The organism is Mycobacterium sp. NGS27, from assembly GCF_059813005.1.
Genome location: NZ_JCALDT010000005.1, coordinates 430,493 through 456,671, shown reverse-complemented (window position 1 = coordinate 456,671; position 26,179 = coordinate 430,493). Strand labels below are relative to the sequence as shown.

24 protein-coding genes are annotated in these 26,179 nt (G+C 68.5%); 12 read left to right on the top strand and 12 right to left on the bottom strand.

All coding sequences use genetic code 11. From position 1 onward, the window contains the following. Positions 1-29: 29 nt before the first annotated feature. The 7 genes from AC5Y30_RS16700 to AC5Y30_RS16670 are packed head-to-tail and all read right to left on the bottom strand — an operon-like array spanning position 30 to position 6,385. Positions 30-377 (bottom strand): metal-sulfur cluster assembly factor, encoded by a 348-nt coding sequence (locus tag AC5Y30_RS16700; protein WP_499919766.1) that lies wholly within the window; start codon positions 375-377, stop codon positions 30-32. After that, a complete protein-coding gene (sufU, locus tag AC5Y30_RS16695; protein ID WP_499919845.1) occupies positions 352-852 on the bottom strand; it encodes a Fe-S cluster assembly sulfur transfer protein SufU in 501 nt (166 codons plus the stop codon). Before sufU ends, AC5Y30_RS16700 begins: the two co-directional genes overlap by 26 nt. Further along, a complete protein-coding gene (locus AC5Y30_RS16690) occupies positions 849-2,102 on the bottom strand; it encodes a cysteine desulfurase (RefSeq protein WP_499919765.1) in 1,254 nt (417 codons plus the stop codon). Before AC5Y30_RS16690 ends, sufU begins: the two co-directional genes overlap by 4 nt. 2 nt (positions 2,103-2,104) lie before the next feature. Then, complete coding sequence (sufC, locus tag AC5Y30_RS16685; RefSeq protein WP_499919764.1) at positions 2,105-2,887, bottom strand: Fe-S cluster assembly ATPase SufC; 783 nt, start codon at positions 2,885-2,887, stop codon at positions 2,105-2,107. After that, positions 2,884-4,077, bottom strand: a complete 1,194-nt coding sequence (sufD, locus tag AC5Y30_RS16680) for a Fe-S cluster assembly protein SufD (RefSeq protein ID WP_499919763.1) — start codon at positions 4,075-4,077, stop codon at positions 2,884-2,886. Before sufD ends, sufC begins: the two co-directional genes overlap by 4 nt. Next, on the bottom strand, positions 4,077-5,525 hold the full coding sequence (sufB, locus tag AC5Y30_RS16675; RefSeq protein WP_499919762.1) for a Fe-S cluster assembly protein SufB: 1,449 nt from the start codon (positions 5,523-5,525) through the stop codon (positions 4,077-4,079). The genes sufD and sufB overlap by 1 nt, the downstream gene beginning before the upstream one ends. Then, entirely contained in the window at positions 5,522-6,385 is an 864-nt protein-coding gene (locus tag AC5Y30_RS16670; RefSeq protein ID WP_499919761.1) for a helix-turn-helix transcriptional regulator, read from the bottom strand. The genes sufB and AC5Y30_RS16670 overlap by 4 nt, the downstream gene beginning before the upstream one ends. Before the next feature lie 80 nt (positions 6,386-6,465). On the opposite strand from AC5Y30_RS16670, the gene mptB reads away from it, so the two are divergent. The 4 genes from mptB to AC5Y30_RS16650 all read left to right on the top strand — a co-directional run bounded on the left by mptB (position 6,466) and on the right by AC5Y30_RS16650 (position 11,075). Continuing rightward, positions 6,466-8,172, top strand: a complete 1,707-nt coding sequence (gene mptB, locus AC5Y30_RS16665; protein ID WP_499919760.1) for a polyprenol phosphomannose-dependent alpha 1,6 mannosyltransferase MptB — start codon at positions 6,466-6,468, stop codon at positions 8,170-8,172. A gap of 49 nt (positions 8,173-8,221) precedes the next feature. Then, a complete protein-coding gene (locus AC5Y30_RS16660; RefSeq protein WP_499919759.1) occupies positions 8,222-9,187 on the top strand; it encodes an ABC transporter ATP-binding protein in 966 nt (321 codons plus the stop codon). Positions 9,188-9,264: 77 nt separating this feature from the next. Then, complete coding sequence (locus AC5Y30_RS16655; RefSeq protein WP_499919844.1) at positions 9,265-9,975, top strand: ABC transporter permease; 711 nt, start codon at positions 9,265-9,267, stop codon at positions 9,973-9,975. Positions 9,976-10,121: 146 nt separating this feature from the next. Continuing rightward, a complete protein-coding gene (locus AC5Y30_RS16650; RefSeq protein WP_499919758.1) occupies positions 10,122-11,075 on the top strand; it encodes a COX15/CtaA family protein in 954 nt (317 codons plus the stop codon). On the opposite strand, the gene AC5Y30_RS16645 is transcribed toward AC5Y30_RS16650, so the two are convergent. Next, entirely contained in the window at positions 11,025-11,690 is a 666-nt protein-coding gene (locus tag AC5Y30_RS16645; protein WP_499919757.1) for a DcsG N-terminal domain-containing protein, read from the bottom strand. The two genes, AC5Y30_RS16650 and AC5Y30_RS16645, sit on opposite strands and share 51 nt — an antisense overlap. Positions 11,691-11,709: 19 nt before the next feature. Here AC5Y30_RS16645 and AC5Y30_RS16640 point away from each other — a divergent pair, with 19 nt between their 5' ends. Continuing rightward, positions 11,710-12,684, top strand: a complete 975-nt coding sequence (locus AC5Y30_RS16640; RefSeq protein ID WP_499919756.1) for a quinone oxidoreductase family protein — start codon at positions 11,710-11,712, stop codon at positions 12,682-12,684. A gap of 14 nt (positions 12,685-12,698) precedes the next feature. Here AC5Y30_RS16640 and AC5Y30_RS16635 read toward each other — a convergent pair whose 3' ends face one another. After that, positions 12,699-13,100, bottom strand: a complete 402-nt coding sequence (locus AC5Y30_RS16635; protein WP_499919755.1) for a hypothetical protein — start codon at positions 13,098-13,100, stop codon at positions 12,699-12,701. Positions 13,101-13,212: 112 nt separating this feature from the next. Continuing rightward, positions 13,213-14,139 (bottom strand): heme o synthase, encoded by a 927-nt coding sequence (locus tag AC5Y30_RS16630; RefSeq protein ID WP_499919754.1) that lies wholly within the window; start codon positions 14,137-14,139, stop codon positions 13,213-13,215. A 254-nt stretch (positions 14,140-14,393) separates the two neighbouring features. On the opposite strand from AC5Y30_RS16630, the gene tkt reads away from it, so the two are divergent. The 7 genes from tkt (at position 14,394) to AC5Y30_RS16595 (ending at position 22,352) form a co-directional block, all read left to right on the top strand. Continuing rightward, positions 14,394-16,493, top strand: a complete 2,100-nt coding sequence (tkt, locus tag AC5Y30_RS16625; protein WP_499919753.1) for a transketolase — start codon at positions 14,394-14,396, stop codon at positions 16,491-16,493. A 16-nt stretch (positions 16,494-16,509) separates the two neighbouring features. Continuing rightward, positions 16,510-17,631 (top strand): transaldolase, encoded by a 1,122-nt coding sequence (gene tal, locus AC5Y30_RS16620; RefSeq protein ID WP_499919752.1) that lies wholly within the window; start codon positions 16,510-16,512, stop codon positions 17,629-17,631. Further along, on the top strand, positions 17,628-19,172 hold the full coding sequence (gene zwf, locus AC5Y30_RS16615) for a glucose-6-phosphate dehydrogenase (protein ID WP_499919751.1): 1,545 nt from the start codon (positions 17,628-17,630) through the stop codon (positions 19,170-19,172). The genes tal and zwf overlap by 4 nt, the downstream gene beginning before the upstream one ends. 109 nt (positions 19,173-19,281) lie before the next feature. Next, on the top strand, positions 19,282-20,193 hold the full coding sequence (gene opcA / locus AC5Y30_RS16610; protein ID WP_499919843.1) for a glucose-6-phosphate dehydrogenase assembly protein OpcA: 912 nt from the start codon (positions 19,282-19,284) through the stop codon (positions 20,191-20,193). Then, entirely contained in the window at positions 20,190-20,927 is a 738-nt protein-coding gene (pgl, locus tag AC5Y30_RS16605) for a 6-phosphogluconolactonase (RefSeq protein ID WP_499919750.1), read from the top strand. Before opcA ends, pgl begins: the two co-directional genes overlap by 4 nt. Positions 20,928-21,002: 75 nt before the next feature. Continuing rightward, a complete protein-coding gene (locus AC5Y30_RS16600; RefSeq protein ID WP_499919749.1) occupies positions 21,003-21,401 on the top strand; it encodes an ATPase in 399 nt (132 codons plus the stop codon). Positions 21,402-21,422: 21 nt separating this feature from the next. After that, entirely contained in the window at positions 21,423-22,352 is a 930-nt protein-coding gene (locus AC5Y30_RS16595) for a histone deacetylase family protein (protein WP_499919748.1), read from the top strand. A 31-nt stretch (positions 22,353-22,383) separates the two neighbouring features. Here the strand turns inward: AC5Y30_RS16595 and AC5Y30_RS16590 are convergent, their stop codons facing one another. Both AC5Y30_RS16590 and ppc read right to left on the bottom strand, forming a co-directional pair. Next, a complete protein-coding gene (locus AC5Y30_RS16590; protein WP_499919747.1) occupies positions 22,384-23,175 on the bottom strand; it encodes a bestrophin-like domain in 792 nt (263 codons plus the stop codon). 75 nt (positions 23,176-23,250) lie between these two features. Next, positions 23,251-26,082: a phosphoenolpyruvate carboxylase gene (gene ppc / locus AC5Y30_RS16585; RefSeq protein ID WP_499919746.1), complete on the bottom strand. Its 2,832-nt coding sequence runs from the start codon at positions 26,080-26,082 to the stop codon at positions 23,251-23,253. Between the last annotated feature and the right edge of the window lie 97 nt (positions 26,083-26,179).

The following is a 26,179-nucleotide window of genomic DNA, read 5'->3' as shown; positions in this document are numbered from 1 at the left end:
CGGCCGCGCGACTAGCGCGAAAGCCTGGCTCAGACGGTGAAGCCGAGGGCGCGCAGCTGCTCGCGGCCGTCCTCGGTGATCTTGTCCGGACCCCACGGCGGGTTCCACACCCAGTTGATCCGCAGGTCGTCGACCAATCCGGCCCCCACCAGCGCACTGCGCGACTGGTCTTCGATGACATCGGTCAGCGGGCACGCCGCCGACGTCAGCGTCATGTCGATGAGGGCGACGGTTCCGTCGTCGCCGTCTTCGACGTTCAGCCCGTAGACGAGTCCCAAATCGACGACGTTGATGCCGAGTTCGGGGTCGACGACGTCACGCATCGCCTCCTCGAGGTCGGCAAGGAATTCCTCACCCTGCGCGGTGGTGTCGCTCATCTGTAACCTCCTGAAAGTCTGCGACTTGGCCCGAATAGGCTTTGGCCAAAGCATCTTTGAACGCCATCCAGCCCAGGAGGGCGCATTTCACCCGGGCGGGATATTTCGCCACCCCGGCGAACGCGATCCCGTCGCCCAGCACGTCCTCGTCGCCCTCGATGGTGCCGCGCGAGGACACCATCTCGGTGAACGCGGCAACGGTCTTGAGCGCCTCGCCGACACTTTGGCCGATCACCTGCTGGGTGAGCACCGAGGTCGCCGCCTGGCTGATCGAGCAGCCCTGCCCGTCATAGGACACGTCGGCTACGGTTTCGCCGTCCCCGGACAGCGCGACCCGCAGCGTCACCTCGTCACCGCAGACCGGATTGACGTGGAACACCTCGGCGCCGAACGGCTCGCGCAGCCCGCGGTGCTGCGGGCGCTTGTAGTGGTCCAGGATCACGTCCTGATACATCTGCTCGAGACGCAATGTCAGCCTCTCCCAAAGAAATCCAGCGCGCGGCGCACGCCGGCCACCAAACGCTCGACCTCTTCGGCGGTGTTGTACACACCGAACGAAGCCCGCGCGGTGGCCGCCACACCGAACCGGCGATGCAGCGGCATGGCGCAGTGGTGACCCACCCGCACCGCCACGCCCTCGTCGTCGAGCACCTGCCCGACGTCGTGCGCGTGCACGCCGTCGACGACGAAAGACACCGGCGAGGCGCGGTTCTCCATGGTCACCGGCCCGACGATGCGCACGGCGTCGATGCCGGACAGGCCGTCGATGGTCGCGGCGACCAGCTGGTGCTCGTGGGCCTGAACGGACGCCATGCCGAGGGCGCTGAGATAGCGGGTGGCCGCGCCCAATCCGACCACCTGCGACGTCATCGGGGTGCCGGCCTCGAATCGCTGCGGCACGGCCGCATAGGTCGACGATTCCATGGTCACGGCTTCGATCATCGAGCCGCCGGTCAAGAACGGCGGCAGAGCCGACAGCACTTCGCGCCGTCCATACAGGACGCCAATGCCGTTGGGGCCCAGCATCTTATGTCCCGAGAAGGCGGCGAAGTCCACGTCGAGCGCGTGGAAGTCGACGGGCTGGTGCGGCACCGACTGACAGGCGTCCAGCACGGTCAGGGCGCCCACGGCCCGGGCCCGGCTGACCAGCTCGGCCACCGGCGCCACCGCACCGGTCACGTTCGAGTGGTGGGTGAAGGCGACGACTTTGACGCGCTCGTCGAGCTCCAGCGAGTCGAGGTCGATGCGCCCGTCGTCGGTGACGCCATACCAGCGCAGACTCGCCCCGGTGCGCCGGGCGAGTTCCTGCCAGGGAACCAGGTTGGCGTGGTGCTCGAGCTCGGTGGTGACGATGACATCGCCGGGCCGGACGGCACGCTCGAAACGCTTGTCCCCCAGCACATACGACACCAGGTTCAGCGCCTCGGTGGCATTCTTGGTGAACACCAGCTCGTCGCACTCGGCGCCGACGAACGCCGCGACGTCCGCGCGCCCCTGCTCGTAGGCGTCGGTGGCCTCCTCCATCAGCTGGTGTGCACCGCGGTGGACCGCACCGTTGGAGGTCAACAGGAACTCCCGCTCGGCGTCGAGCACCTGCAGCGGCCGCTGCGACGTCGCACCGGAATCCAGGTACGCCAACGGATTTCCGCTGCGCATGACGCGCTTCAGGATCGGGAAATCGGCGCGGATGGCCGCGACGTCCAGTGGATTCACGGAGGCCGCCATTTCTAGGCCCCGGTTGCCGCCGCTTGAGCGAAGCGCACGTAGCCGTTCTGCTCGAGCTCATCGGCCAGCTCAGGACCGCCCGATTCGGCGATGCGCCCGCCGACGAACACGTGCACGTATTCGGGGCGGATGTAGCGCAGGATGCGGGTGTAGTGCGTGATCAGCAGGACGCCGCCGTGCTCTGTCTCCGCATAGCGGTTGACTCCTTCGCTGACCACCCGCAGGGCGTCGACGTCGAGCCCGGAGTCGGTCTCGTCGAGGATGGCGATCTTGGGCTTGAGGAGCTCCAGCTGCAGGATCTCGTGGCGCTTCTTCTCGCCGCCGGAGAAACCCTCGTTGACGCTGCGCTCGGCGAAGGCAGGGTCGATCTCGAGCGAACCCATCGCCGCCTTGACCTCTTTGACCCAGTGCCGCAGCTTCGGGGCCTCACCGCGCACGGCGGTCGCCGCCGAGCGCAGGAAGTTCGACACTGACACGCCGGGCACCTCGACGGGATACTGCATGGCCAAAAATATTCCGGCCCGGGCGCGCTCGTCGATGCTCATCGCCAGCACGTCCTCGCCGTCCAGCGTGATGGAGCCCGAGGTCACCGTGTACTTGGGGTGACCGGCGATGGCGTAGGACAGCGTCGACTTGCCCGAACCGTTGGGACCCATCAAGGCATGTGTCTCACCGGATTTCACCGTCAGGTCGACGCCGTTGAGGATTCCGATCTCGCGCTCGGATTCGGCGGCGTTCGGGTTGACGACGCTGACGTGTAGGTCCTTGATTTCCAGAGTGGTCATGAGGCTGTTGTTTCCGTCTTTTCGGTTAAGGCCAGTTCGTGTTCGATGGCGTCGGTCAGGCGTTCCCGGATCTCGGGCACCGCGATCTTGGAGATGATTTCGGCGAAGAAGCCGCGGATCACCAAGCGGCGCGCCTGCTCCTCGGGGATGCCACGGGAGCGTAGGTAGAACAGTTGCTCGTCGTCGAAACGGCCGGTGGCACTGGCGTGTCCGGCTCCGACGATCTCGCCGGTCTCGATCTCCAGGTTGGGCACCGAGTCGGCGCGTGCCCCGTCGGTGAGCACCAGGTTGCGGTTCACCTCGAAGGTGTCGGTGCCGGTGGCTTCGGCGCGGATCAGCACGTCGCCGATCCAGACGGTGTGCGCGTCGGGCAGTGCGGAGCTCGGATCGCCTTGCAGCGCACCCTTGTACAGCACGTTCGACTTGCAGTCGGGCTGGGCGTGGTCCACCAGCAGCCGCGATTCCAGGTGCTGGCCGTCGTCGGCGAAGTACAGGCCGAGCAGCTCGGCGTCCCCGCCCGGAGCGGTGTAGCGCACGTTGGCCGTCAGCCGCACCACCTCGCCGCCGAGCGTGACGGCGACGTGGCGCAGCACCGCGTCCTTGCCCAGCTTGGCGTGGTGCATGCTGACGTGCACCGCGTCGTCGGCCCAGTCCGCGAGCCACACCACGGTGAGCCGCGCGGCGTCGTCGACGACGAATTCGACGTTGTCGGCGTAGGTTCCGCTGCCCCGCTGGTCGATGACGACGACCGCCTCGGCTAGCTCCGCAACCCGGATCTGCAGGTGCCCGTAGGCCACCGCGCCCTGGCCGGGGCCGGTGACCGTGATGCCGACCGGCTCGGCGACGCGGGTGTCGCGCTCGACGGTGACCAGGGTCGCGGAGTTGAACGACGAAAACGCTTGCGCCGCAACCCGGTCGGTGGGGACCCCGCCCTGGCCGAGTCGCTCGTCGCCGCGGGAGACGGTCTCGACCCGCAGGCCGGGCCGCTCGGTGACGCTGATCCCGGCCTTGCCGGTGGCGCGCGCCGAGCCGTCGTGCAGGCCACGCAGCCGGCGCAGCGGGGTGAACCGCCAGATTTCGTCGCGGCCGTGCGGGACCTCGAACGCGTCGACGTCGAAGGAGGCGAACAGCTCGCCCTTGTTGGCAGCGGCGAGGGCCGAACCCTCAACCGCCTCGGTCAGATTCGTCACTAGCCGACCGCACCTTCCATCTGCAACTCGATCAGCCGGTTGAGCTCGAGCGCGTATTCCATCGGCAGCTCTTTGGCGATCGGCTCGACGAAGCCGCGCACCACCATGGCCATCGCCTCGTCCTCGGTCAGGCCGCGGCTCATCAGGTAGAACAGCTGGTTTTCGCTGACCTTGGACACGGTGGCCTCGTGGCCCATGGTGACGTCGTCCTCGCGGATGTCGACGTAGGGGTAGGTGTCGCTGCGGCTGATCGTATCCACCAGCAGCGCATCGCATTTCACGCTGGAGCGCGATCCGTGCGCGCCCTTGTTCACCTGCACCAGGCCGCGGTAGGAGGTGCGGCCGCCGCCGCGCGCCACGGACTTGGACACGATGTTGCTCGACGTGTTCGGCGCCAGGTGCAGCATCTTCGCGCCGGTGTCCTGGTGCTGGTCTTCGCCGGCGAAGGCGACCGAGAGCACCTCGCCCTTGGCGTGCTCGCCGGTCATCCAGACCGCGGGATACTTCATGGTGACCTTCGACCCGATGTTGCCGTCGATCCACTCCATGGTGGCGCCGGCCTCGGCGCGGGCCCGCTTGGTGACCAGGTTGTAGACGTTGCCCGACCAGTTCTGGATCGTCGTGTAGCGAACGCGCGCATTGGGTTTCACGATGATCTCGACCACCGCCGAGTGCAGCGAATCCGACTTGTAGATCGGCGCGGTGCAGCCTTCGACGTAGTGCACGTAGGAGCCCTCGTCGGCGATGATCAGCGTCCGCTCGAACTGGCCCATGTTCTCGGTGTTGATCCGGAAGTAGGCCTGCAGCGGGATGTCGACGTGCACGCCCTTGGGGACGTAGATGAACGAGCCGCCGCTCCACACCGCGGTGTTCAGCGCCGAGAACTTGTTGTCCCCGGCCGGGATCACGGTGCCGAAGTACTCCTGGAAGATCTCGGGGTGTTCGCGCAGACCGGTGTCGGTGTCGAGGAAGATGACGCCCTGCGCTTCGAGGTCCTCGCGGATCTGGTGGTAGACCACCTCGGACTCATACTGGGCCGCGACGCCGGCCACCAGGCGCTGCTTCTCGGCCTCCGGGATGCCCAGCCGGTCATAGGTGTTGCGGATGTCCTCCGGCAGGTCTTCCCAACTGGCGGCCTGCTTTTCGGTGGAGCGCACGAAGTACTTGATGTTGTCGAAGTCGATGCCGCCCAGGTTCGAGCCCCAGTTCGGCATCGGCTTGCGGTCGAAGATGCGCAGCGCCTTCAGCCGCGTCTGCAGCATCCACTCGGGCTCGTTCTTCTTCGCCGAGATGTCGCGGACGACCGCCTCGGACAGGCCGCGCTGGGCGCTGGCACCGGCGACGTCGGAGTCCGACCAGCCGTAGCCGTACCGCCCCAGGGAGGCGATCGCCTCCTCCTGGGTCAGCGGCGCGGTAGCCGTCTTGCTGGCCTCGGGTGTGAGTGTCATCGAGACGCTCCTTTGATGCTCGTGGTGTCGGTCATATGGCGCCGCTCCTCCTCATCGCTACGCTCTGCATCGTCGCCGGCGCGGCGCGGGCTGGGCGCCTGAGTCAGGGGTACGTGCGTGGTGCAGGCGCAGTCGCCGTTGACGATGGTCGCCAACCGCTGGACGTGGGTCCCAAGAACCTCGGCCATGGCCTGCTGCTCGGCCTCGCACAGCTCGGGGAATTCCTCGGCCACGTGCGACACCGGGCAGTGATGCTGGCAGATCTGCACGCCGTGGATCGGCCCGCCGACTTGCGTGGTGGTGGTGACGTAGCCGGCCTTGGTCAGGGCCGTGGCGATTCGGTCGGCCGCCGCCTCGACGTCGGTGTCCGCCGCGCTGTCGGCTGCGGCAACGTCGGCCAGGATGGTGTCGATGCGCTGCCGGGCGAACGCCTGCACCGCCTCTTCACCGCCGATCTCGCGGAGCTGCCGCATGGCCGCCGCCGCCAGGTCGTCGTAGGCGTGGTCGAGCTTGGCCCGCCCGGCCGGGGTCAACCGGTAGCGCTTGGCGGGACGCCCCCGTCCCACCTGCTGCCACGCCGCGGCCGCCGTGGACTCGGCATCGCCGGCCTCGATCAGGGCGTCGAGGTGGCGTCGCACGCCGGCGGCCGCCAGACCCAGCCGGTCACCGATCTCGCCCGCGGTGATCGATCCGGACTCAAGCAGCAGGCGCACGATCGCGCGGCGGGTGTGACCATCCGGCACCGGCGCGCCGACGTCCGCCAGGCCGGGAGCGACGTCGCCCCGCCCGGTGGCCCCATCGAGGCTCGTTCGGATTTTCACAACACCAGTGTGACGCAATTCCGGGGATCGGTCTAGCAAGGGTCCCCTGTCCTGGCGTTGCGATGGTCACACTAACGGCGACGCAATGACCCGTTGCATCCGGCGGTTACGCTGCTCTGATGGCAGCCCGCCACCACACGCTGAGCTCATCGATCGCGAGTCTGCACGGCGACGAGCAAGCAGTGGGCTCGCCGCTGAACAATACCGAGCTCACCGCGCTGCGCCGCACCCGGCTCTTCGGGGCGACCGGCACGGTGGTGATGGCGATCGGCGCGCTCGGCGCCGGCGCACGGCCCGTCGTCCAGGACCCCACGTTCGGCGTCCGGCTGCTCAACCTGCCGTCGCGGATCCAGACCGTGTCGTTGACCATGACGACCACCGGCGCGGTGATGATGGCCCTGGCCTGGTTGATGCTCGGCCGGTTCGCGCTGGGGAACCGGCGGATGTCACGCGGCGACCTGGACCGCACCCTGCTGCTGTGGGTGCTGCCGCTGTTGATCGCCCCACCGATGTACAGCAAGGACGTCTACTCCTATCTGGCGCAGAGCCAGATCTCCTTGGAAGGCCTGGACCCGTACCGGGTGGGCCCGGCCTCGGGGCTCGGCCTGTCCCACATCTTCACGCTCTCGGTGCCGACGCTGTGGCGCGAGACGCCCGCACCGTACGGCCCGCTGTTCTTGTGGATCGGGCGCGGCATCTCGGCGATCACCGGGGAGAACATCGTCGCCGCCGTGCTGTGTCACCGGCTGGTCGAGCTGCTGGGCGTGGGGCTGATCGTCTGGGCGACGCCACGGCTGGCCCGGCGCTGCGGCGTCGCGGAGGTCAGCGCACTGTGGCTGGGGGCGGCCAATCCGCTGCTGATCATGCATCTGGTGGCCGGCGTGCACAACGAGGCGCTGATGCTGGGCCTGATGCTGGCCGGGGCCGAATTCGCGTTGCGCGGCGTCGACGCACCGCGGTTGCTGCCCGTGTCGTGGTCGCGGCCGGGCCCGGACTGGGAGCCGCTGGGGATGCTCGTCGCCGGCGCCGTGCTGATCGTGTTGTCGTCGCAGGTGAAGCTGCCGTCGCTGCTGGCGCTGGGCTTCGTCACGATGGCGCTGGCCTACCGCTGCGGCGGAACCGTGCGCGCGCTGCTGCTGACAGGCGGCGGCATGGCGGCGCTGTCGCTGGCGGTGATGGCACTGGTGGGCTGGGCCAGCGGCCTCGGATTCGGCTGGATCTACACGCTGGGCACGGCCAACGTGGTGCGCAGCTGGATGTCACCGCCGACGCTGCTGGCGCTCGGCACCGGCCAGGTGGGCATCCTGCTGGGCCTGGGTGATCACACGACCGCGGTGCTCGGCCTGACCCGTGCGATCGGCGTGCTGATCATCACGGTGATGGTCGCGTGGTTGCTGCTGGCCGTCTTCCGCGGCCGGCTGCACCCGATCGGCGGGCTGGGCGTCGCGCTGGGCATCACGGTGCTGTTGTTCCCCGTCGTGCAGCCCTGGTACCTGCTGTGGGCGATCATCCCGCTGGCCGCCTGGGCGACGCGCACCGGCTTCCGGGTGGCGGCCATCGTCATCAGCCTCGTCGTCGGGATCTTCGGCCCGACCGCCAACGGCGACCGGTTCGCGCTGTTCCAGATCATCGACGCCACCCTGGCCAGCACGGTGATCGTCGTCGCGCTCATCGGGTTGACCTACACCCGCCTGCCGTGGCGGCGCCCACCGGCCCAGGACGCCGGGGCCGGCGGCCAACCCGGCATCGACACGGCGGCGACGCCGCCCACACCGTCGCCCCCTCAGCCGGCGCCGGCGCACGACGCCTACGCTGATTCCACGTGAGCCGCGCCGACGACGATGCAGAGCGAAGCGATGAGGAGGAGCGGCGCTCGTGAGCTCGGCCCTTCCAGAATCGCGCGAATCCCCTGACGTCGTGGTGCGGCTGCGCGGGGTCACCAAGACATACGGATCCGGCGCGACGGCTGTCGAGGCCGTCTGCAACCTCGATCTCGAGGTGCACGCCGCCGAGGTGCTGGCCCTGCTCGGCCCCAACGGCGCCGGGAAGACCACGACGGTCGAGATGTGCGAGGGCTTTGTGCGCCCGGACGCCGGCACCATCGAGGTGCTCGGCCTGGACCCGATCGCCGACAACGCGCGGCTGCGGGCCCGCATCGGGGTCATGCTGCAGGGCGGCGGCGGCTACCCCGCGGCCCGCGCGGGCGAGATGCTGAACCTGGTGGCGGCCTACGCCGCCGACCCGCTGGACCCGGCGTGGCTACTGGACACGCTGGGGCTCACCGACGCCGCCCGCACCACCTACCGGCGGCTCTCCGGCGGCCAGCAGCAGCGGCTGGCGCTGGCGTGCGCCCTGGTCGGCCGCCCCGAACTGGTGTTTCTCGACGAGCCCACCGCGGGCATGGACGCGCACGCGCGGTTGCTGGTCTGGGAGCTGATCGACGCCCTGCGCCGCGACGGCGTGACGGTGGTGCTGACCACACACCAGCTCAAGGAGGCCGAGGAGCTCGCCGACCGGCTGGTGATCATCGATCACGGCGCCACGGTGGCCTCCGGTACGCCCGCGGAGCTGATGCGCAGCGGGGCCAAGGACCAGTTGCGATTCAGCGCGCCGCCGCGCCTCGATCTGTCGTTGCTGTCGTCCGCGCTGCCGGAGGACTACAAAGCAACCGAGGTGACGCCGGGCGAGTACCTGGTCGAGGGGCACGTCGACCCCCAAGTGCTGGCGACCGTCACCGCGTGGTGCGCGCGGATCGACGTTCTGGCCACCGACATGCGCGTCGAGCAACGCAGCCTCGAGGATGTGTTCCTTGACCTCACCGGCAGGAAGTTACGGCCTTGACGGACAACGAGACTGGATCGAGTGTGTTCCCCGTGGGCACCTTCGCCCCCGACCCGCGGCCCAGCGCCGTGCCGAAAATGCTTGCGGCGCAATTCAATCTGGAACTGAAGCTGCTGCTGCGCAACGGCGAACAGCTGCTGCTGACCATGTTCATCCCGATCACGCTGCTGGTCGGGCTCACGCTGCTGCCGCTGGGCTCGTTCGGCCAGCACCGCGCGGCGACCTTCACCCCGGTCATCATGGCGCTGGCGGTGATCTCGACGGCGTTCACCGGTCAGGCGATCGCGGTCGCCTTCGATCGGCGTTACGGCGCATTGAAACGGCTTGGCGCCACGCCACTTCCGGTGTGGGGCATCATCGCGGGCAAGTCTCTTGCGGTGGTCACGGTGGTGTTCCTGCAGGCAATCCTGTTGGGGGCCATCGGTTTCGCGCTGGGCTGGCGACCCGCGCCGGCGGCCCTGGCGTTGGGCGCGGCGGTCATCGCGCTGGGCACCGCGGTCTTCGCGGCGCTGGGTTTGCTGCTCGGGGGGACGCTGCGCGCCGAGATCGTGCTCGCGGTCGCCAACCTGATGTGGTTCGTCTTCGCGGGCCTCGGCGCGCTGACCCTGGAGACCGGGATAACGCCCACGGCAGTCAAGCTGGCCGCCCGGCTGACTCCGTCCGGCGCGCTGACCGAGGCGCTCTCCCAGGCGATGACCACGTCGGTGGACTGGTTCGGAGTGATCGTTCTGGTGGCGTGGGGAGCGGTGGGCGCGCTGAGCGCGCTGCGCTGGTTCCGCTTCACCTGACGTCCGGGGTTGCCGTGGAGGGCCGCCGCGGTGACACGACACTTAAACCACGCACACGACACGCCGAGACCGGGGTGCGTGGTTTAAGTCTCGCGAGCGGCCGGGCTTACTACGGACTGTAGTTTTTGTTCGCATACCATCGGGCAATGCTTGGACGGATGCTGTTGCGCTTGGTGGACCTGCTCCCCAACCCCAGCCCGGGCGTGCAGCGCCTGATCGCCGCGCTGGTCATCCTCACCCAGGGCGGCATCGCGATCACCGGCGCGATCGTCCGCGTCACCGCCTCCGGCCTGGGCTGCCCCACGTGGCCGCAGTGCTTTCCGGGCAGCTTCGTGCCGGTGGCACACGCCGAGGTGCCGCGCATCCATCAGGCCGTCGAATTCGGCAATCGGATGGTCACCTTCGCCGTGGTGATCACGGCGGCGCTGGCCGTGCTGGCCGTGACCCGCGCGCGGCGGCGGCGCGAGGTGCTGGTCTATGCCTGGCTGATGCCGGTGTCCACGGTCGTGCAGGCGGTCATCGGCGGTATCACCGTGCGCACCGGGCTGCTGTGGTGGACGGTAGCGATCCACCTGCTGACGTCGATGACTATGGTGTGGCTGGCAGTGCTGCTGTACGTGAAAGTCGGCGAACCGGACGACGGAGAGCTGCGCGAGCGAGTGGTCAGGCCGCTGCGCGGGCTGACCGCGCTGTCCGGCCTGAACCTGGCCGCGGTGCTGGTCACCGGCACGCTGGTGACGGCCGCGGGCCCGCACGCGGGCGATCGCAGCCCCACCCGCACGGTCCCGCGGCTGAAAGTCGAGGTCGACACCCTGGTGCACTTGCACTCGTCGCTGCTGATCGCCTACCTGTCGCTACTGGTCGGACTCGGCTTCGGGCTGCTGGCGGTGCGTGCCGCCCGTCCCGTGCTGCTGCGCCTCGGGGTGCTGGTGGCATTGGTGTTCGCCCAAGCCGCGGTCGGCACCGCGCAGTACTACACCGGAGTTCCGGCCGTGCTGGTCGCCCTGCACGTGGCCGGCGCTGCGGCCTGCACGGCGGCCACCGCGGCGCTATGGGCTTCGATGCGAGAGCGGGCCCAGCCCGAGCCGCTCGCAAGCTGACTCCAACGCCAGCGCGAATCGGCGCTGGGCGAGTTCGCGGGCCGCGGTGTCCAGCCGGCGCCAGCCCAACGAAGGCGCGACGAGGTCGAGCCCGACGAGCCGTTCACCGGCCACGTCGGCACGCGCGTAGAGCAGCTCGCGCGCCGTGATGCCGGCGCGCCCGACGGCCGCGGCCAGCGCGGCGTAGCCGACGTCCCACGACTCGAAGTCCGGCTCGACCGGCCAGGCGTGCGACTGCTCGCCCCCCAGAAAGATCAGCGCCGCCTCGGGGGCCGCGTCCGGCCCGGTCGTCGGCACCCCGTCGTCCTCGAGGTCGCGTAAATACCGCTCATCGAGGTTCCAAGCCACCGCGCGGGCCGGGTTGAGCAGGTGGCGCACGCGCCGCGCCCAGGACAGGAATTCGTCGCGGCGATCCGGGCTGCCCGGGGCCGCTCGCAGTACCACCAGATCTGCGCTGGCGGTTTCCGGATCGTCCCAGGGCAGCCGGCGCGCGTACAGCCCACGCCGCCGTAGCGCGGTTACCAGACCGGCGTCGTCGGCCGTCCTGTCCGCGTCGTCGCCCGGCCCCGCCAGCACGATGCGGGGATGGAAGACGTCCGGGCGAGCGAGTTTCATGCCCGGGCATGATAAGCAGATGTACGCAATCGAAGTCAGCGAGACCGGCGGCCCCGAGGTGCTGCGCTACGTCGATGCGCCCACGCCCACGCCGGCACCGGGTGAGGTGCTGATCAAGGCGGAGGCCATCGGCGTCAACTACATCGACACCTATTTCCGCTCCGGGCAGTACCCGCGGGAGCTACCGTTCATCCTCGGCTCGGAATTGGCGGGCACCGTCGAAGCCCTGGGCGACGGCGTCGACGGGTTCGACGTCGGCGACCGCGTGGTCAGTGCGGCGGCGTCCGGAGGGTACGCCGAATACGCAACGGCCCCAGCGCATTTGACCGCCGCGCTGCCGGACGGCGTGACCGCCGAGGTGGCGGCCTCGGCCCTGCTGAAGGGGCTGACCGCGCATTATCTACTGAGGTCGGTGTATCCGGTGCAGGCGGGCGACACGGTGCTGGTGCACGCCGGAGCGGGCGGCGTCGGCCTGATCCTGACGCAGTGGGCGCACCTGCTCGGTGTGCGGGTGATCACCACGGTCTCGACCCCGGAGAAGGAGCGGCTGTCCCGCCGGGCCGGTGCCGACGAGGTGCTCCCCTACCCCGACGATCCCGCGGCGTTCGGCGACCGGATCCGCTCGCTGACCGACGGCGCCGGGGTGGCCGCGGTGTACGACGGCGTGGGGGCCAGCACCTTCGACGCCAGCCTGGCCAGCCTCGCCATCCGGGGCACCCTGGCGCTGTTCGGAGCGGCCAGCGGACCCGTTCCCCCGTTCGACCCGCAACGCCTCAACGCGGCGGGCTCGGTGTTCTTGACCCGGCCGTCGCTGGCGCATTTCGTGCGCACCGGCCAGGAGTTCAGTTGGCGGGCAGAGGAACTGTTCGCCGCGATCGCCGGCGGCGACATCACCGTCGAGGTCGGGGGGCGCTACCCGCTGGCCGAGGCGGCGCGCGCCCACCAGGATCTGCAGGGCCGCAAGACCGCGGGCTCGATCGTGCTGCTGCCCTAGGTAATTCGAGCTTGCTATGCGTGCGGGCAGAATATTCCGAGAATCTGCTGGCAATTGTCCCTGTTGATGAGACCCGGCGGCGGTGGTGGCGGCGGCGCCGGCGGGTTGTCGCCGTCCCAGATGTTCTGCGCGACATTGCCCTGCCCGAACCAGACATAGTAGTAGGTGTGGCAGATGTTGTTGTCCCAGACGACGGGGTTGGTGACGTGGTTGCCGGTCGGCGGCAACGGTTGACCGGGGCACCAACGGCACGGCCCCTGCGGGTGATCGTTGGGACAGCCGGGCCAGGCGTCCAGCGGCATCGGCCCGGGGTGAGCCTCGGCGATACCCGTGGTGATGCCCACGTCGCAGCAGGACAGTCCGGCCGAGAGCAGCGCCCCGGCGATAAACGTCCTGACGATGCGGTGATTTGCCATGCCTGAAGTGTGATCCCGTGGGCCGGCTACCGATCCCATATCCGAAACACTTCTCGAAGTCGCAGGGCGACACTTTCGGCGCCGCCGCGGTTGAGGCGAGTCGGCGACCGGCTCAGAACAGGTGCGGCAGCCCGATGGCCGAGTCGACGGCCAGCGCGCAGAACACCACGGCCAGGTAGTTGTTCGATTGCAGGAACAACCGCAACGGCTTGACCGGCTCGCCGGCGCGGACCCCGGCGTACAGCTGGTGGGCCATCGCCAGGAACCACACCCCGGCCACCACGGCGACCGCCGCATACAGCCAGCCCGTCGCCAGCGCCAGCGCCAGCGTGGCCAGCACCGTGAGCCAGGTATAGATGAGGATCTGCTTGGTCACCTGGCGCTCGGTCGCCACGGCCGGCAGCATCGGCACACCCGCCGCTTTGTAATCGTCTTTGTAGCGCATTGCCAGCGCCCAGGTGTGTGGCGGCGTCCAGAAGAAGATGATCGCGAACATCACCAGCGCGGGCCATCCAATGGTGCCGGTGACGGCCGACCAGCCGATCATCACCGGCATGCAGCCGGCCGCGCCGCCCCACACCACGTTCTGCGACGTGCGGCGCTTGAGCAGCAGCGTGTAGACGAACACATAGAACGCGATCGTCGCCAGGGCCAGCAGCCCGGACAGCAGGTTCGTCGTCCACCACAGCCAAAAGAACGAGGCCACCGTCAGCACCAGGCCGAGCACCAGGGCGTTGCGGGTGGGCACCGCGGCACGGGCCAGCGGCCGGCGGGCCGTGCGCTTCATCACCTTGTCGATGTCCGCGTCGGCCACGCAGTTGAGGGTGTTCGCGCCCCCGGCGGCCAGCATGCCACCGATCAGGGTGTTGACGATCAGCAGCGGGTTCACGGTGCCGCGCTGGGCCAGCAGCATCGCCGGGATCGCGGTGACGAGCAGCAATTCGATGACCCGCGGCTTGGTCAGCGCCAGATAGGCGAGCACCGTGCCTTGTATCCGGCTTGGCAATCGGCTCGGCGCGACGCGCCCGCGAACGCTCACGCAATAACTCCTCGGGGTCGCAGCGGCGCGCAGCATCTACTACACACGATGGTAGACCGCGTTGTGACGATGGCCCGCCCGCGGGTCCATTCCGCAGATTTTTCCCAGATTTCCGAACTGAATGTTAAACGCTTTCCACGGCCGCGTAATTTTCACATCTGCCGGCCGTGGGTACCCGATTCCTGCGCTGCAAGAGCCGGCCCTCCCGCACTAGGGTGGAATTTGATCAGCTCGATGACCCAAGGACAGAGTCTGTGACGACACTCGAAGAGATCTCCACGCTGACCCAACCGCACCTGCCCGACGACTGGTCCGAGCTTGACTCGGCCGCCGTCGACACCATTCGGGTGCTGGCCGCCGATGCGGTCCAAAAGGTCGGCAACGGCCATCCCGGGACCGCGATGAGCCTGGCGCCCCTGGCCTACACCTTGTTCCAGCGGGCGATGCGCCACGACCCCAGCGACACCTACTGGCTGGGCCGCGACCGGTTCGTCCTGTCCTGCGGGCATAGCAGCCTGACGCTGTATCTGCAGCTGTACCTGGGTGGTTTCGGGCTGGAGCTGTCCGACATCGAGTCGCTGCGCACCTGGGGATCCAAGACGCCCGGGCACCCGGAGTTCCGGCACACCAAGGGAGTTGAGATCACCACCGGCCCGCTCGGGCAGGGTCTCGCCTCGGCGGTCGGCATGGCGATGGCCGCCCGCTACGAGCGCGGCCTGTTCGATCCCGACGCCGCCCCGGGCACCAGCCCGTTCGACCATTTCATCTACGTGATCGCCTCCGACGGCGACATCGAGGAGGGCGTCACCTCGGAAGCCTCGTCGCTGGCGGCCGTGCAGCAACTGGGCAACCTCATCGTCTTCTACGACCACAACGAGATTTCGATCGAGGACGACACCAACATTGCGCTGTGTGAGGACACCGCCGCCCGGTACCGGGCCTACGGCTGGCACGTGCAGGAGATCGAGGGCGGCGAGAACGTCGTCGCGATCGAGGAGGCCATCGCCAACGCCAAGGCGGCCACCGACCGGCCGTCGTTCATCTCGCTGCGCACCATCATCGGCTATCCCGCGCCCAAGTTGATGAACACCGGCAAGGCGCACGGCGCCGCCCTGGGCGACGAGGAAGTGGCCGCCGTCAAAAAGATCCTCGGCTTCGACCCGGACAAGAAGTTCGAGGTGCGCGACGAGGTGATCGCCCACACCCGCAAGCTGGTGGATCGGGGCAAGGAAGCGCACGAGAAGTGGCAGGCGGATTTCGACGCCTGGGCGGAGGGCCAACCCGAACGTAAGGCACTGCTGGACCGGCTGACGGCCGAGGAACTGCCGGACGGCTGGGACGCCGACCTGCCGAACTGGGAGCCCGGCTCCGACCCGATCGCCACCCGCAAGGCCTCCAACGAGGTGCTCAACGCGGTGGGACCGAAACTGCCGGAGCTGTGGGGCGGTTCGGCCGACCTGGCGGGCAGCAACAACACCACCATCAAGGGCGCCGATTCCTTTGGCCCGCCGTCCATTTCGACCAAGGACTACACGGCGCACTGGTACGGTCGCACGCTGCACTTCGGGGTTCGCGAACACGCGATGGGTGCCATCCTGTCCGGCATCGTGCTGCACGGCCCGACCCGGGCGTACGGTGGCACGTTCCTGCAGTTCTCCGACTACATGCGGCCCGCGGTGCGGCTGGCCTCGCTGATGGACATCGACACCATCTACGTGTGGACCCACGACTCCATCGGGCTCGGTGAGGACGGCCCGACCCATCAGCCGATCGAGCACTTCGCGGCGCTGCGGGCCATCCCGAACCTGTCGGTGGTGCGCCCGGCGGACGCGAATGAGACGGCCTACGCCTGGCGGACTGTCCTGGCCCGCGGCAACGGCAGCGGCCCCGTCGGCCTGATGCTGACCCGCCAGAACGTGCCGATCCTGCAGGGCACCAGCGCCGACGGCGTCGCCCGGGGCGGCTACATCCTGGGTTCGGACGGCGAGGACCCCGGCCAAGACCCAGACGTGGTGCTGATCGCGACCGGCTCGGAGGTCCAGCTCGCGGTCGAGGCGCAGAAGTTGTTGGCGGACAAGGACATCGTGGCGCGGGTGGTCTCCATGCCGTGCGTCGAATGGTTCGAGTCTCAGCCCGCCGACTACCGCGACAGCGTGCTGCCGCCGACCGTGTCGGCCAGGGTGGCCGTCGAGGCCGGCGTCGCGCAGAGCTGGCACAAGCTGGTCGGCGACACCGGCAAGATCGTCTCGATCGAGCACTACGGCGAATCCGCCGACTACGAAACCTTATTCCGTGAGTTCGGCTTCACGGCCGAAGCGGTCGCGGCTGCCGCGGAAGAAGTAGTGGACAACTGAGGAAAGGGTAATTCACATGACCGCTCAGAACCCGAATCTGGCGGCGCTGTCCGCCGCGGGCGTATCCGTCTGGCTTGACGACCTGTCGCGGCAGCGGCTGCAGTCGGGCAACCTGCAAGAGCTGATCGACACCAAAAGCGTTGTCGGCGTGACCACCAACCCGTCGATCTTCCAGAAAGCGTTGGCGGAGGGCGATTCCTACGACGGCCAGATCGCCGAGCTCGCCGAGCGCGGCGCCGACGTCGACGCCACCATCCGCACGGTCACCACCGACGACGTCCGCAACGCCTGCGATGTCTTGAAGCGTGAGTGGGAGGCGTCCGACGGCGTGGACGGCCGGGTGTCCATCGAGGTCGACCCGCGCCTGGCGGCCGAGACGGAGAAGACCGTGGCTCAGGCCGTCGAGCTGTGGAAGATCGTCGACCGCCCGAACCTGTTCATCAAGATCCCGGCCACCAAGGCCGGCATCCCGGCCATCACCGCCGTTCTGGCCGAGGGGATTTCGGTTAACGTGACCCTCATCTTCTCCGTCGAGCGGCACCGCCAGGTGATGGACGCCTACCTGGCCGGCCTGGAGAAGGCCCGCGAGGCCGGCCACGACCTGTCCAAGATCCACTCCGTCGCTTCGTTCTTCGTGTCGAGGGTGGACACCGAGGTCGACAAGCGACTGGAGAAGATCGGCTCGGAGGACGCGAAGGCGCTGGCGGGCCAGGCCGGTGTGGCCAACGCCCGACTGGCGTACGCGGCCTACCAGGAGGTGTTCGAGGGCGGCGATCGCTTCGAGGCGCTCAAGGGCGACGGGGCCCGGGTTCAGCGTCCGCTGTGGGCGTCGACGGGCGTCAAGAATCCCGACTACTCCGACACCCTCTACGTCACCGAGCTGGTGGCGCCGAACACGGTGAACACCATGCCGGAGAAGACGATTGACGCGGTCGCCGAGCACGGCGAAATCAAGGGTGACACGGTCACCGGCACCGCCGACGCCGCCCAGGAGGTGTTCGACAAGCTTTCGGAGGTCGGCATCGACCTCACCGACGTGTTCAAGGTGCTGGAGAACGAGGGCGTGGAGAAGTTCGTGGATTCCTGGACCGAGCTGCTGGACGAGACGCAGAAGCAGCTGGATTCCACCTCCAAATGAGCCCAGCCCGCACCGCGCGACAATGGCATAACCCGTTACGGGACAGGCGAGATAAGCGGCTGCCGCGCATCGCGGGGCCCTGCGGGATGGTGATCTTCGGCGTGACCGGCGACCTGGCCCGCAAGAAGGTCATGCCGGCGATTTACGACTTGGCCAACCGTGGCCTGCTGCCGCCCAGCTTCTCCCTGGTGGGCTTCGCCCGCCGGGATTGGAGCACCCAGGATTTCGGCAAGGTGGTGCACGAGGCCGTCAAGGAACACTGCCGCACGCCCTTCCGGCAGGAGAACTGGGATCGGCTGGCCGAGGGATTCCGTTTCGTGCCAGGCGCTTTCGACGACGACGAGGCGTTCGGCCGGCTGGCCGAGACCTTGGACAAGCTGGACGCCGAGCGCGGCACCGGCGGCAACCATGCCTTCTATCTGGCCATCCCACCCAAGTCCTTCCCGGTGGTGTGCGAGCAGTTGCACAAGTCGGGTTTGGCGCGCCCGCAGGGCGAGCGGTGGAGCCGGGTGGTCATCGAGAAACCGTTCGGCCACGACCTGGAAAGCGCACAGGCGCTGAACAAGTCTGTCAACGCGGTCTTTCCCGAGGAGTCGGTTTTCCGGATCGACCACTACCTGGGTAAGGAGACCGTCCGCAACATCTTGGCGCTGCGGTTCGCCAATCAGTTGTTCGACCCGATCTGGAACGCGCACTACGTCGACCACGTGCAGATCACCATGGCCGAGGACATCGGTCTGGGCGGCCGGGCCGGCTACTACGACGGCATCGGCGCGGCGCGCGACGTGATCCAGAACCATCTGATGCAGCTGCTGGCGCTCACCGCGATGGAGGAGCCGGTCAGCTTCAGCCCGTCGGCGCTGCAGGCCGAGAAGATCAAGGTGCTCTCGGCCACCCACCTCGCCGAGCCCCTCGACGAGACCACCAGCCGCGGCCAGTACGCCGCGGGCTGGCAGGGCGGCGAGAAGGTCGTCGGGCTGCTCGACGAGGAGGGATTCGCCAAAGACTCGACCACCGAGACGTTCGCCGCCATCACGCTCGAGGTGGACACCCGCCGCTGGGCCGGCGTCCCCTTCTACCTGCGCACCGGAAAACGTCTGGGCCGCAGGGTCACCGAAATCGCGCTGATCTTCAAGCGTGCGCCGCATCTGCCATTCGATGCGACCATGACCGACGAGCTGGGCACCAACGCCATGGTGATCCGCGTGCAGCCCGACGAAGGTGTCACGCTGCGCTTCGGGTCCAAGGTCCCGGGCACCGCGATGGAAGTCCGCGACGTCAACATGGACTTCTCCTACGGCTCGGCGTTCGCCGAGGAATCGCCGGAAGCCTACGAACAGCTGATCCTTGACGTGCTGCTGGGCGAGCCGTCCCTGTTTCCGGTCAACGAAGAGGTCGAATTGGCTTGGGAAATACTCGATCCCGTCCTCAACAATTGGGCGGCCAGTGGTAAACCCGAACCGTATGAATCGGGCACCTGGGGCCCGGACTCCGCCTTCGAGATGCTGCGCCGCACCGGCCGCGAATGGCGGCGGCCCTGATGATCCGCGTCACGACGATGCAGTGGGGGCACCCCCAGCCGCGCAGCGGCGAGGGGGACGCAGCGATGAGGTGGGGGCACCTCCCGCGTGCGGGGGAGAGTGGCGCAATTTGATCATCGATATGGAAGACACCACCACCACGGCGGTCAACAAGAAGCTCGACGAATTGCGTGAAAAGGTCGGCGCCGTCGCGATGGGCCGGGTGCTGACCTTGATCATCGCGCCGGACAGCGACGAGATCTTGGAGGCGTCGCTGGCAGCCGCCAACGACGCCAGCCATGAGCACCCCAGCCGGATCATCGTGACGATGAGGGGCAATCCGTATGCGGACAAACCGCGCCTGGACGCGCAGCTGCGCGCCGGTGGCGACACCGGCGCCAGCGAAGTCGTGGTGCTTTCGCTGTCCGGGCCACTGTCCGGCCACGCCGCCAGCGTGGTCACCCCCTTCCTGCTGCCTGACATCCCGGTGGTGGTCTGGTGGCCCGACGTCGCGCCGGCGGTCCCCGCGCAAGATCCGTTGGGGCGGTTGGCCATTCGACGCATCACCGACGCGACCAACGGGGTTGACCCGCTGGCGGCCATCAAGAGCCGGCTGCCCGGATACACCGCGGGCGACACCGACCTCGCCTGGGCCCGCATCACCTATTGGCGCGCGCTGCTCACCTCGGCCGTGGACCTGACGCCGCACGAGCCGATCGAGTCGGCGCTGGTGTCGGGCCTGGCAACCGAGCCCGCCCTGGACGTCCTGGCGGGGTGGCTGGCCAGCCGGATCGACGGCCCGGTGCGCCGGGCAGTCGGCGAGCTCAAGATCGAGCTGGTGCGCAAGAGCGAGACCATCGTCTTGAGCCGGCCGCAGGAAGGAAGGACGGCCACGTTGAGCCGGACGGCCCGGCCCGACGCCCTACTCCCCCTGGCGCGCAGGGAAACCGGTGAGTGCCTCGCCGAAGACCTGCGTCGCCTGGATCCCGACGAGATATACCAATCAGCACTCGAAGGCATTGAGAAAGTGCAGTACGCGTGAGCACCAGCATCGAAATTTTCCCGGACAGCCAGACCATGGTCGACGCCGCCGCCGCGCGCCTGACCGATACCATCGCGAACGCCGTGGCGGCGCGGGGGCGAGCGCTCATCGTGCTCACCGGCGGCGGCAACGGCATCGGACTGCTGCAGTCGTTGATGGGACGAGAGATCGACTGGGCGTCCGTGCACCTGTTCTGGGGCGACGAACGCTACGTCCCCGAGGACGACGACGAGCGCAACGACAAGCAGGCCCGGGCCGCGCTGCTCTCCCACGTCGACATCCCGTCCAGCCAGGTGCATCCGATGCCGGCCAGCGATGGGGAATTCGGCAATGACCTCGCCGCGGCGGCGCTGGCCTACGAGCAGCTGCTGGCGGCCAACGCCGCGCCCGGCGAGCCGGTTCCGAACTTCGACGTGCACCTGCTGGGGATGGGCCCCGAGGGGCACATCAACTCGCTGTTCCCCGACACCCCGGCCGTGCTCGAAACCACCCGCATGGTGGTCTCGGTCGATGACTCCCCCAAACCGCCGCCGCAGCGAATCACCTTGACGCTGCCCGCCGTTGCCCATTCCCGCGAAGTCTGGCTGATGGTCTCCGGCGGCGGCAAGGCCGACGCGGTGGCCGCCGCGATCGGCGGGGCCGCACCAGTGTCGGTGCCGGCGGCCGGCGCGGTCGGTCAGGACACCACGCTGTGGCTGCTCGACGAGGCCGCCGCGGCCAAGCTGCCCCGCTAGACGCCGGCGCCGCGCGTCACGCTGGCGTGACGTTCGGCGTTGGAGGTCACGCTGGCGTGACGCTCGTGGCGCATAATGACCCACATGGCAGACAGAACCGTGCGCGGGGGGCAAGAGCGAAGCCGGATCAAAACGCTCACCCAGGCCGCGCTGAACGCCGACAAGACCGTGGAGCAGGTCGAGGACGTCCTCGACGGTTTGAGCACCACGATGAAGGAGCTCAGCAGTTCCCTGTCCAGCCTGAACGCCACCGTGGAACGGCTGGAAACCGGCCTGGATCACCTGGACGGCACCATGGCCAGCCTCGACGACCTGGCCAAGCGGTTGATCGCGCTGGTCGAACCGGTGGAGGCCATCGTCGCGCGGGTCGACGACATGGTGCGGGTGGGCGAGACCATGATTTCTCCGCTGGCGATCACCGAGCACGCGGTACGCGGCTTCGTGGACAGGCTGCGCAACCGGAGCGTGCAGTAGCCGAACAAATAAGGATTTTCGATGGCCACGTTGCTGCTGCACCACTCCGCCTTCGCCGCCCATCGGACCGCCCCCGGCCACCCGGAACGGCCGGACCGCTACCGTGCGGTGGAGGCTGCGCTGAGCCGGCCGCAGTTCGACGCCCTGGTGCGCGAGGAGGCCGAGCCCGCCGACCTCGCGACGACGCGCTACGTGCACTCCAATCGCTACGTCGACGCACTGGAAGCCGCGCGACCCGACGACGGGTACGTCTACCTCGACGGCGGCGACACCATGATGGAGCCCTCGTCGTGGGAGACGGCGCTGCGCGGCGTGGGCGCCACGCTGCAGGCCGTGGACAGGGTGCTGGCCGGCGACGCGCAGAACGCGTTCGTCGCCAGCCGCCCGCCGGGCCACCATGCCGAGACCGAGCGCGCCATGGGCTTCTGCCTGTTCAACAACATCAGCATCGGCGCGCGTCATGCACAGCTCAAGCATGGGCTGGCGCGGGTCGCGATCGTCGATTTCGACGTTCATCACGGCAACGGCACGCAGCAGATCTTCTACTCCGACCCGAGTGTGCTCTATGCGTCCACGCATCAGATGCCGCTGTTCCCCGGGACGGGTGCGGTGCGGGAAACCGGCGTCGGCAACATCTTCAATTCGCCGCTGGCGCCGGGTGATGGCGGAGCCGAACTGCGCGCGGCGTTTCAGGATCGAATCCTGCCTGCGCTGCAGGCGTTTTCGCCCGAGCTGATCATCGTGTCGGCCGGCTTTGACGCCCACGCACGTGACCCGCTCGGCTCACTGACCATGACGGCCGCCGACTTCGCCTGGGTCACAAGGGAATTGATGGCATCAGCCGAAACTCTGTGCGACGGCCGGTTGGTGGCGGTGCTCGAAGGCGGCTATGACCTGCAAGGCCTCACCGATTCGGTCACCGCGCACGTCGGCGAGCTGCTGAAGGGCTGAGGTAGCTCGCGAAGGCCCGCAACGTCGACGCTCAGCGCGGGAAGTAGCGGCTGTCGTTGTCGACCGAATCGAAGATGTCCAAGGCGTGCTGAAACGGCCCGGACGTAATCCGTTGATCGGTCGCATACGAGTGGTCGAGCTGGAACACGACGCACAGCAGCAGACCCAGCAGAACCGCAACGGTCCCCGACACGATCACGTGACCGACCGTGCTGCCGATCCGCAGCAGACCCGTAAACGCAACCAGCACAACCGCTCCGAAGATGAGGCCCGCCCACATCAGGGCGGGTATCCGGGGCTTGGTGCCCACGATCCGCTCGTTACGGTCGGACGCCAGCTCGCTGAGCTGGTTGAGAAATTGCTGATTGATCGGCTTGGCCGCGACGTTGGGCTGCTGGCGGCCGACGGTGCGATACATCCGGGTGATCGCGGCGCGCGCGCCGTCGTTGCGCTGTTTGTTCCACTCCGGGCCGGCCACCGCGCCGGCGTACTTGCGCAACAGCTGCTGAACTTCGGTGCGCTCGGGTTCGGGCATCGCGACGGTTTGCCGATACATCGTCGTCAGCGCCGACGCCTCGCCGGAAACGACGACCTGCGTCGACGAGAAGTGTTCCCAGGTGGCCACCACGGTGAAGCCCAGCAGGGCACCGTAGATGAATCCGACGACGGTGAGGAACGAGGCGATCGGCGGATTCGGCTGCTGCCCGTACCGCCGCGTCGGCAGGATGCGATTTCCCAGCCAGACGGTGCCAACCGCGATGGCAATCGCGACCGCGACAACCGAAACCAGAAGTAGCCACAGGGGTAGTCCGGATCCGCTCACTGGTCTCCTTGGTCGGCGTCGCGTCGATCCAGGGTATTCGTGAGCGGCCCGGCCCGGTGACCGAATCGCGGGTAATCAGCCGCTGTTTCGCAGCGCGCTGGCCAGCCCGTTCATCGTCAGCAAGATGCCGCGCTGCACCAACTCGTCGTCATCGCCGGACCGGTAGCGGCGAAGCAGCTCCACCTGCAGGTGATTGAGCGGCTCGAGGTACGGGAAGCGGTTGAACACCGAGCGTGCCAGCGCCGGGTTGTCGGCGAGCAGGTTGTCCTGGCGGGTGATGAGCTTGTGCATGGCGATGGTTCGCCGGTGCTCGTCGGCGATCTTGTCAAAGACGCGGTGCCGCAATTCCTCGTCGTCCACCAGTTCGGCGTAGCGCGCCGCCAGCCCGAGGTCGCTCTTGGCCAGCACCTGGGCCAGGTTCGACAGCACACTGCGGAAAAACGGCCAGCGCTGGTACAAGTCGTGCAGGATGTCCACCCGCTCGCTCTCGCCTTCCGGGCCCGCCGCGATCCACTGCTCGAACGCCGACCCGGTGCCGTACCAGCCGGGCAACATCACGCGCGACTGGCTCCAGGCGAGCACCCACGGGATCGCGCGCAGGTCCGAGATGGACTCGGTGGGTTTGCGCGAGGTGGGCCGGCTGCCGATGTTCAGCGACCCAATCTCGCTGACCGGCGTGGACGCCATGAAGTAGTCGACGAAACCCGGTGTCTCGTGCACCAATTCGGCATAGGCGCGCTGCGCGAGCCCGGCCACCTCGTCGAGCACCGCATACGCCGGTTCCGCGGCATCACCCAATCCCTCCACGTCCAGCAGCGTGGACTCCAGAGTGGCCGCCAGCAGAGTCTCCAGATTGCGTTGCGCCGCTTGCGGTTCGGCATATTTCGCGGCGATCACCTCGCCCTGTTCGGTGAGCCGCAGCGAACCGTTCACCGCCCCGGGGGGCTGGGCCAGGATGGCTTCGTAACTCGGCCCGCCACCGCGGCCGACGGTGCCGCCGCGACCGTGAAAGAGGCGCAACCGGATTCCGGTCTTGCGCGCCACCTCCACCAGGGCCAGCTCGGCTCGGTACACCGCCCAGCTGGAGGCCAGATACCCGCCGTCCTTGTTGGAGTCGGAATAGCCCAGCATCACTTCCTGGCTGTCGTCGCGCGCGGCCACCAGCGCGCGATAGATCGGGAGCTCGAGCATCTCGTGCAGGATCGTGGCGCCGTTGCGCAGATCGTCGATCGTCTCGAAGAGCGGCGAGATGCCCACCGGGCAGTACGGCGCGTCCCCGGAGGTGTCGATCAGGCCGGCCTCCTTGAGCAGGATCGCGGCCTCCAGGACGTCGGAGACCGACCGGCACATGGAGATCACGTAGTTCGGCACGGCGGACGGCCCGTAGCGCGCGATCGCGTGGGCGGCCGCGCGGACCACGCCCAGCTCTTTGCCGGCCAGCTCGGACAGTCCCCCGCAAGCGGGCGGTACCCCCACCCCGCGGTCGCCGACCAGCGGACGGCGGGTGGCCAGCTCCGCGGCCAACAGCTCGACCCGGTCGCCTTCGGACAGCGAACCGTAGTCGGGATGCACCCCAGCCCAGGCCAGCAGCTCCGCGACCACCTCCTCGTGCACGTCGGAGTTTTGCCGCATGTCCAGGCCGCACAGATGAAAACCGAAGACCCGCACGCCTTCTCGCAGCAACGCCAGGCGATCGTCGGCCAGCAGGGCGCTCCCGTGCGCGCGCAGCGACGCATCGATGGTGTCCAGATCGGCCTGCAACTCCCCCGGGGCGGCGTAAGGCGGCAACCCCAGGTCCAGCCCGTGCTGCGGTCGCCGGTCCAGGATCTCGGCGCCCGTCGCGGTGAGCCGGGCGCGGATCACCCGCACCGCGCGCCGGTAGGGCTCATCGGCGCGGGCTTTCTCCTCGCAGCCCTGCGCCAGCTCGCTCAATGCGGGGGTGACCGCCACCAGGCGCGCCGACATCGACAGCTCCTGTTCCAGGGCGGTCAGCTCGGCCAGGTAGTGCGCCAGCGCGGTGAACGCGGCGTTGCCGGTGGCCTGGCGCACCACGTCGGCCGTCACGTTCGGATTGCCGTCGCGGTCACCGCCGATCCAGGACCCGGGCTGCACGATCGGCTGGTTCAGTAGGTCGGGGCCGGGCCAGCGGGCCCGCAGCGCGTCGCGCACCTGCGCGTTGACCTGCGGGACCACGCGGAAGAACGCGGCGGCGTAATAGCGCAGCCCCACCTCGATCTCGTCGGTGATCTGCAGCCGCGACAACCGGATCAGCGCGGTCTGCCACAGCGTCAGGACTTGGCGGCGCAGCTCGAGTTCGATGTTGCGGCCCTCGTCGGTCTCCGTGTGGCCCTCGGCCCGCAGCCGCATCAGTTCGGTGATCCGGTGCTGGGTGACGAAGACGGTGCGCCGGCGGGTCTCGGTGGGGTGCGCGGTGATGACCGGGGCCACCACCGCGCCCTTCAGTGCACCGGCGACCGTGGCCGAATCCAGTTGCGCCCGATCGAGTTTGGCGTAGGTGGCGGCCAGGCTGCTGTCCTGCGGCGCTTCGCCGGCGGCGACGTGGATCGCCCGGCGGCGCTCGCGGTGGATGTCCTCGGCGACGTTGGCGAGCAACGCAAAGTGGCTGAACGCCCGGACGACCGGGATCGCCTGGTGGATGTCGATGCGAAAGAACATCCGCGCCAGCTCGGCGCGGTCGATCTCGGAGCGGCGCACCCGGAACGATTCCACCCGGGCCCGCTCGACGAGCTCGAACACCTCGTCCCCGTTCTGCTCGCGGACCGTGTCGCCCAGGATGGCGCCCAGCAACCTGATGTCGGCCCGCATGGGCTCCGTCGCCTCACGGCCCACCGGGGTGCGCTGCACTGCGCCGATCGGTTCCAGCGTGCCCTCGGATGCGTCAACCATGTGACCAAGTATCGATGCGGACGTCGGCGTCCGCCCGTCGGGGATCACCCGCAGCCGCGAATCACCATGGCGCCCAGCAGCTCAGATCACGGTGATT

Bases quoted from the DNA above. Each gene is read 5' to 3' on its own strand.
- AC5Y30_RS16700 (WP_499919766.1), bottom strand. From the start codon at position 377: ATGAGCGACACCACCGCGCAGGGTGAGGAATTCCTTGCCGACCTCGAG.
- AC5Y30_RS16690 (WP_499919765.1), bottom strand. From the start codon at position 2,102: ATGGCGGCCTCCGTGAATCCACTGGACGTCGCGGCCATCCGCGCCGAT.
- sufC (WP_499919764.1), bottom strand. From the start codon at position 2,887: ATGACCACTCTGGAAATCAAGGACCTACACGTCAGCGTCGTCAACCCG.
- sufB (WP_499919762.1), bottom strand. From the start codon at position 5,525: ATGACACTCACACCCGAGGCCAGCAAGACGGCTACCGCGCCGCTGACC.
- mptB (WP_499919760.1), top strand. From the start codon at position 6,466: ATGGCAGCCCGCCACCACACGCTGAGCTCATCGATCGCGAGTCTGCAC.
- AC5Y30_RS16655 (WP_499919844.1), top strand. From the start codon at position 9,265: ATGCTTGCGGCGCAATTCAATCTGGAACTGAAGCTGCTGCTGCGCAAC.
- AC5Y30_RS16650 (WP_499919758.1), top strand. From the start codon at position 10,122: ATGCTTGGACGGATGCTGTTGCGCTTGGTGGACCTGCTCCCCAACCCC.
- AC5Y30_RS16645 (WP_499919757.1), bottom strand. From the start codon at position 11,690: ATGAAACTCGCTCGCCCGGACGTCTTCCATCCCCGCATCGTGCTGGCG.
- AC5Y30_RS16640 (WP_499919756.1), top strand. From the start codon at position 11,710: ATGTACGCAATCGAAGTCAGCGAGACCGGCGGCCCCGAGGTGCTGCGC.
- AC5Y30_RS16635 (WP_499919755.1), bottom strand. From the start codon at position 13,100: ATGGCAAATCACCGCATCGTCAGGACGTTTATCGCCGGGGCGCTGCTC.
- tal (WP_499919752.1), top strand. From the start codon at position 16,510: ATGACCGCTCAGAACCCGAATCTGGCGGCGCTGTCCGCCGCGGGCGTA.
- zwf (WP_499919751.1), top strand. From the start codon at position 17,628: ATGAGCCCAGCCCGCACCGCGCGACAATGGCATAACCCGTTACGGGAC.
- AC5Y30_RS16600 (WP_499919749.1), top strand. From the start codon at position 21,003: ATGACCCACATGGCAGACAGAACCGTGCGCGGGGGGCAAGAGCGAAGC.
- AC5Y30_RS16595 (WP_499919748.1), top strand. From the start codon at position 21,423: ATGGCCACGTTGCTGCTGCACCACTCCGCCTTCGCCGCCCATCGGACC.
- ppc (WP_499919746.1), bottom strand. From the start codon at position 26,082: ATGGTTGACGCATCCGAGGGCACGCTGGAACCGATCGGCGCAGTGCAG.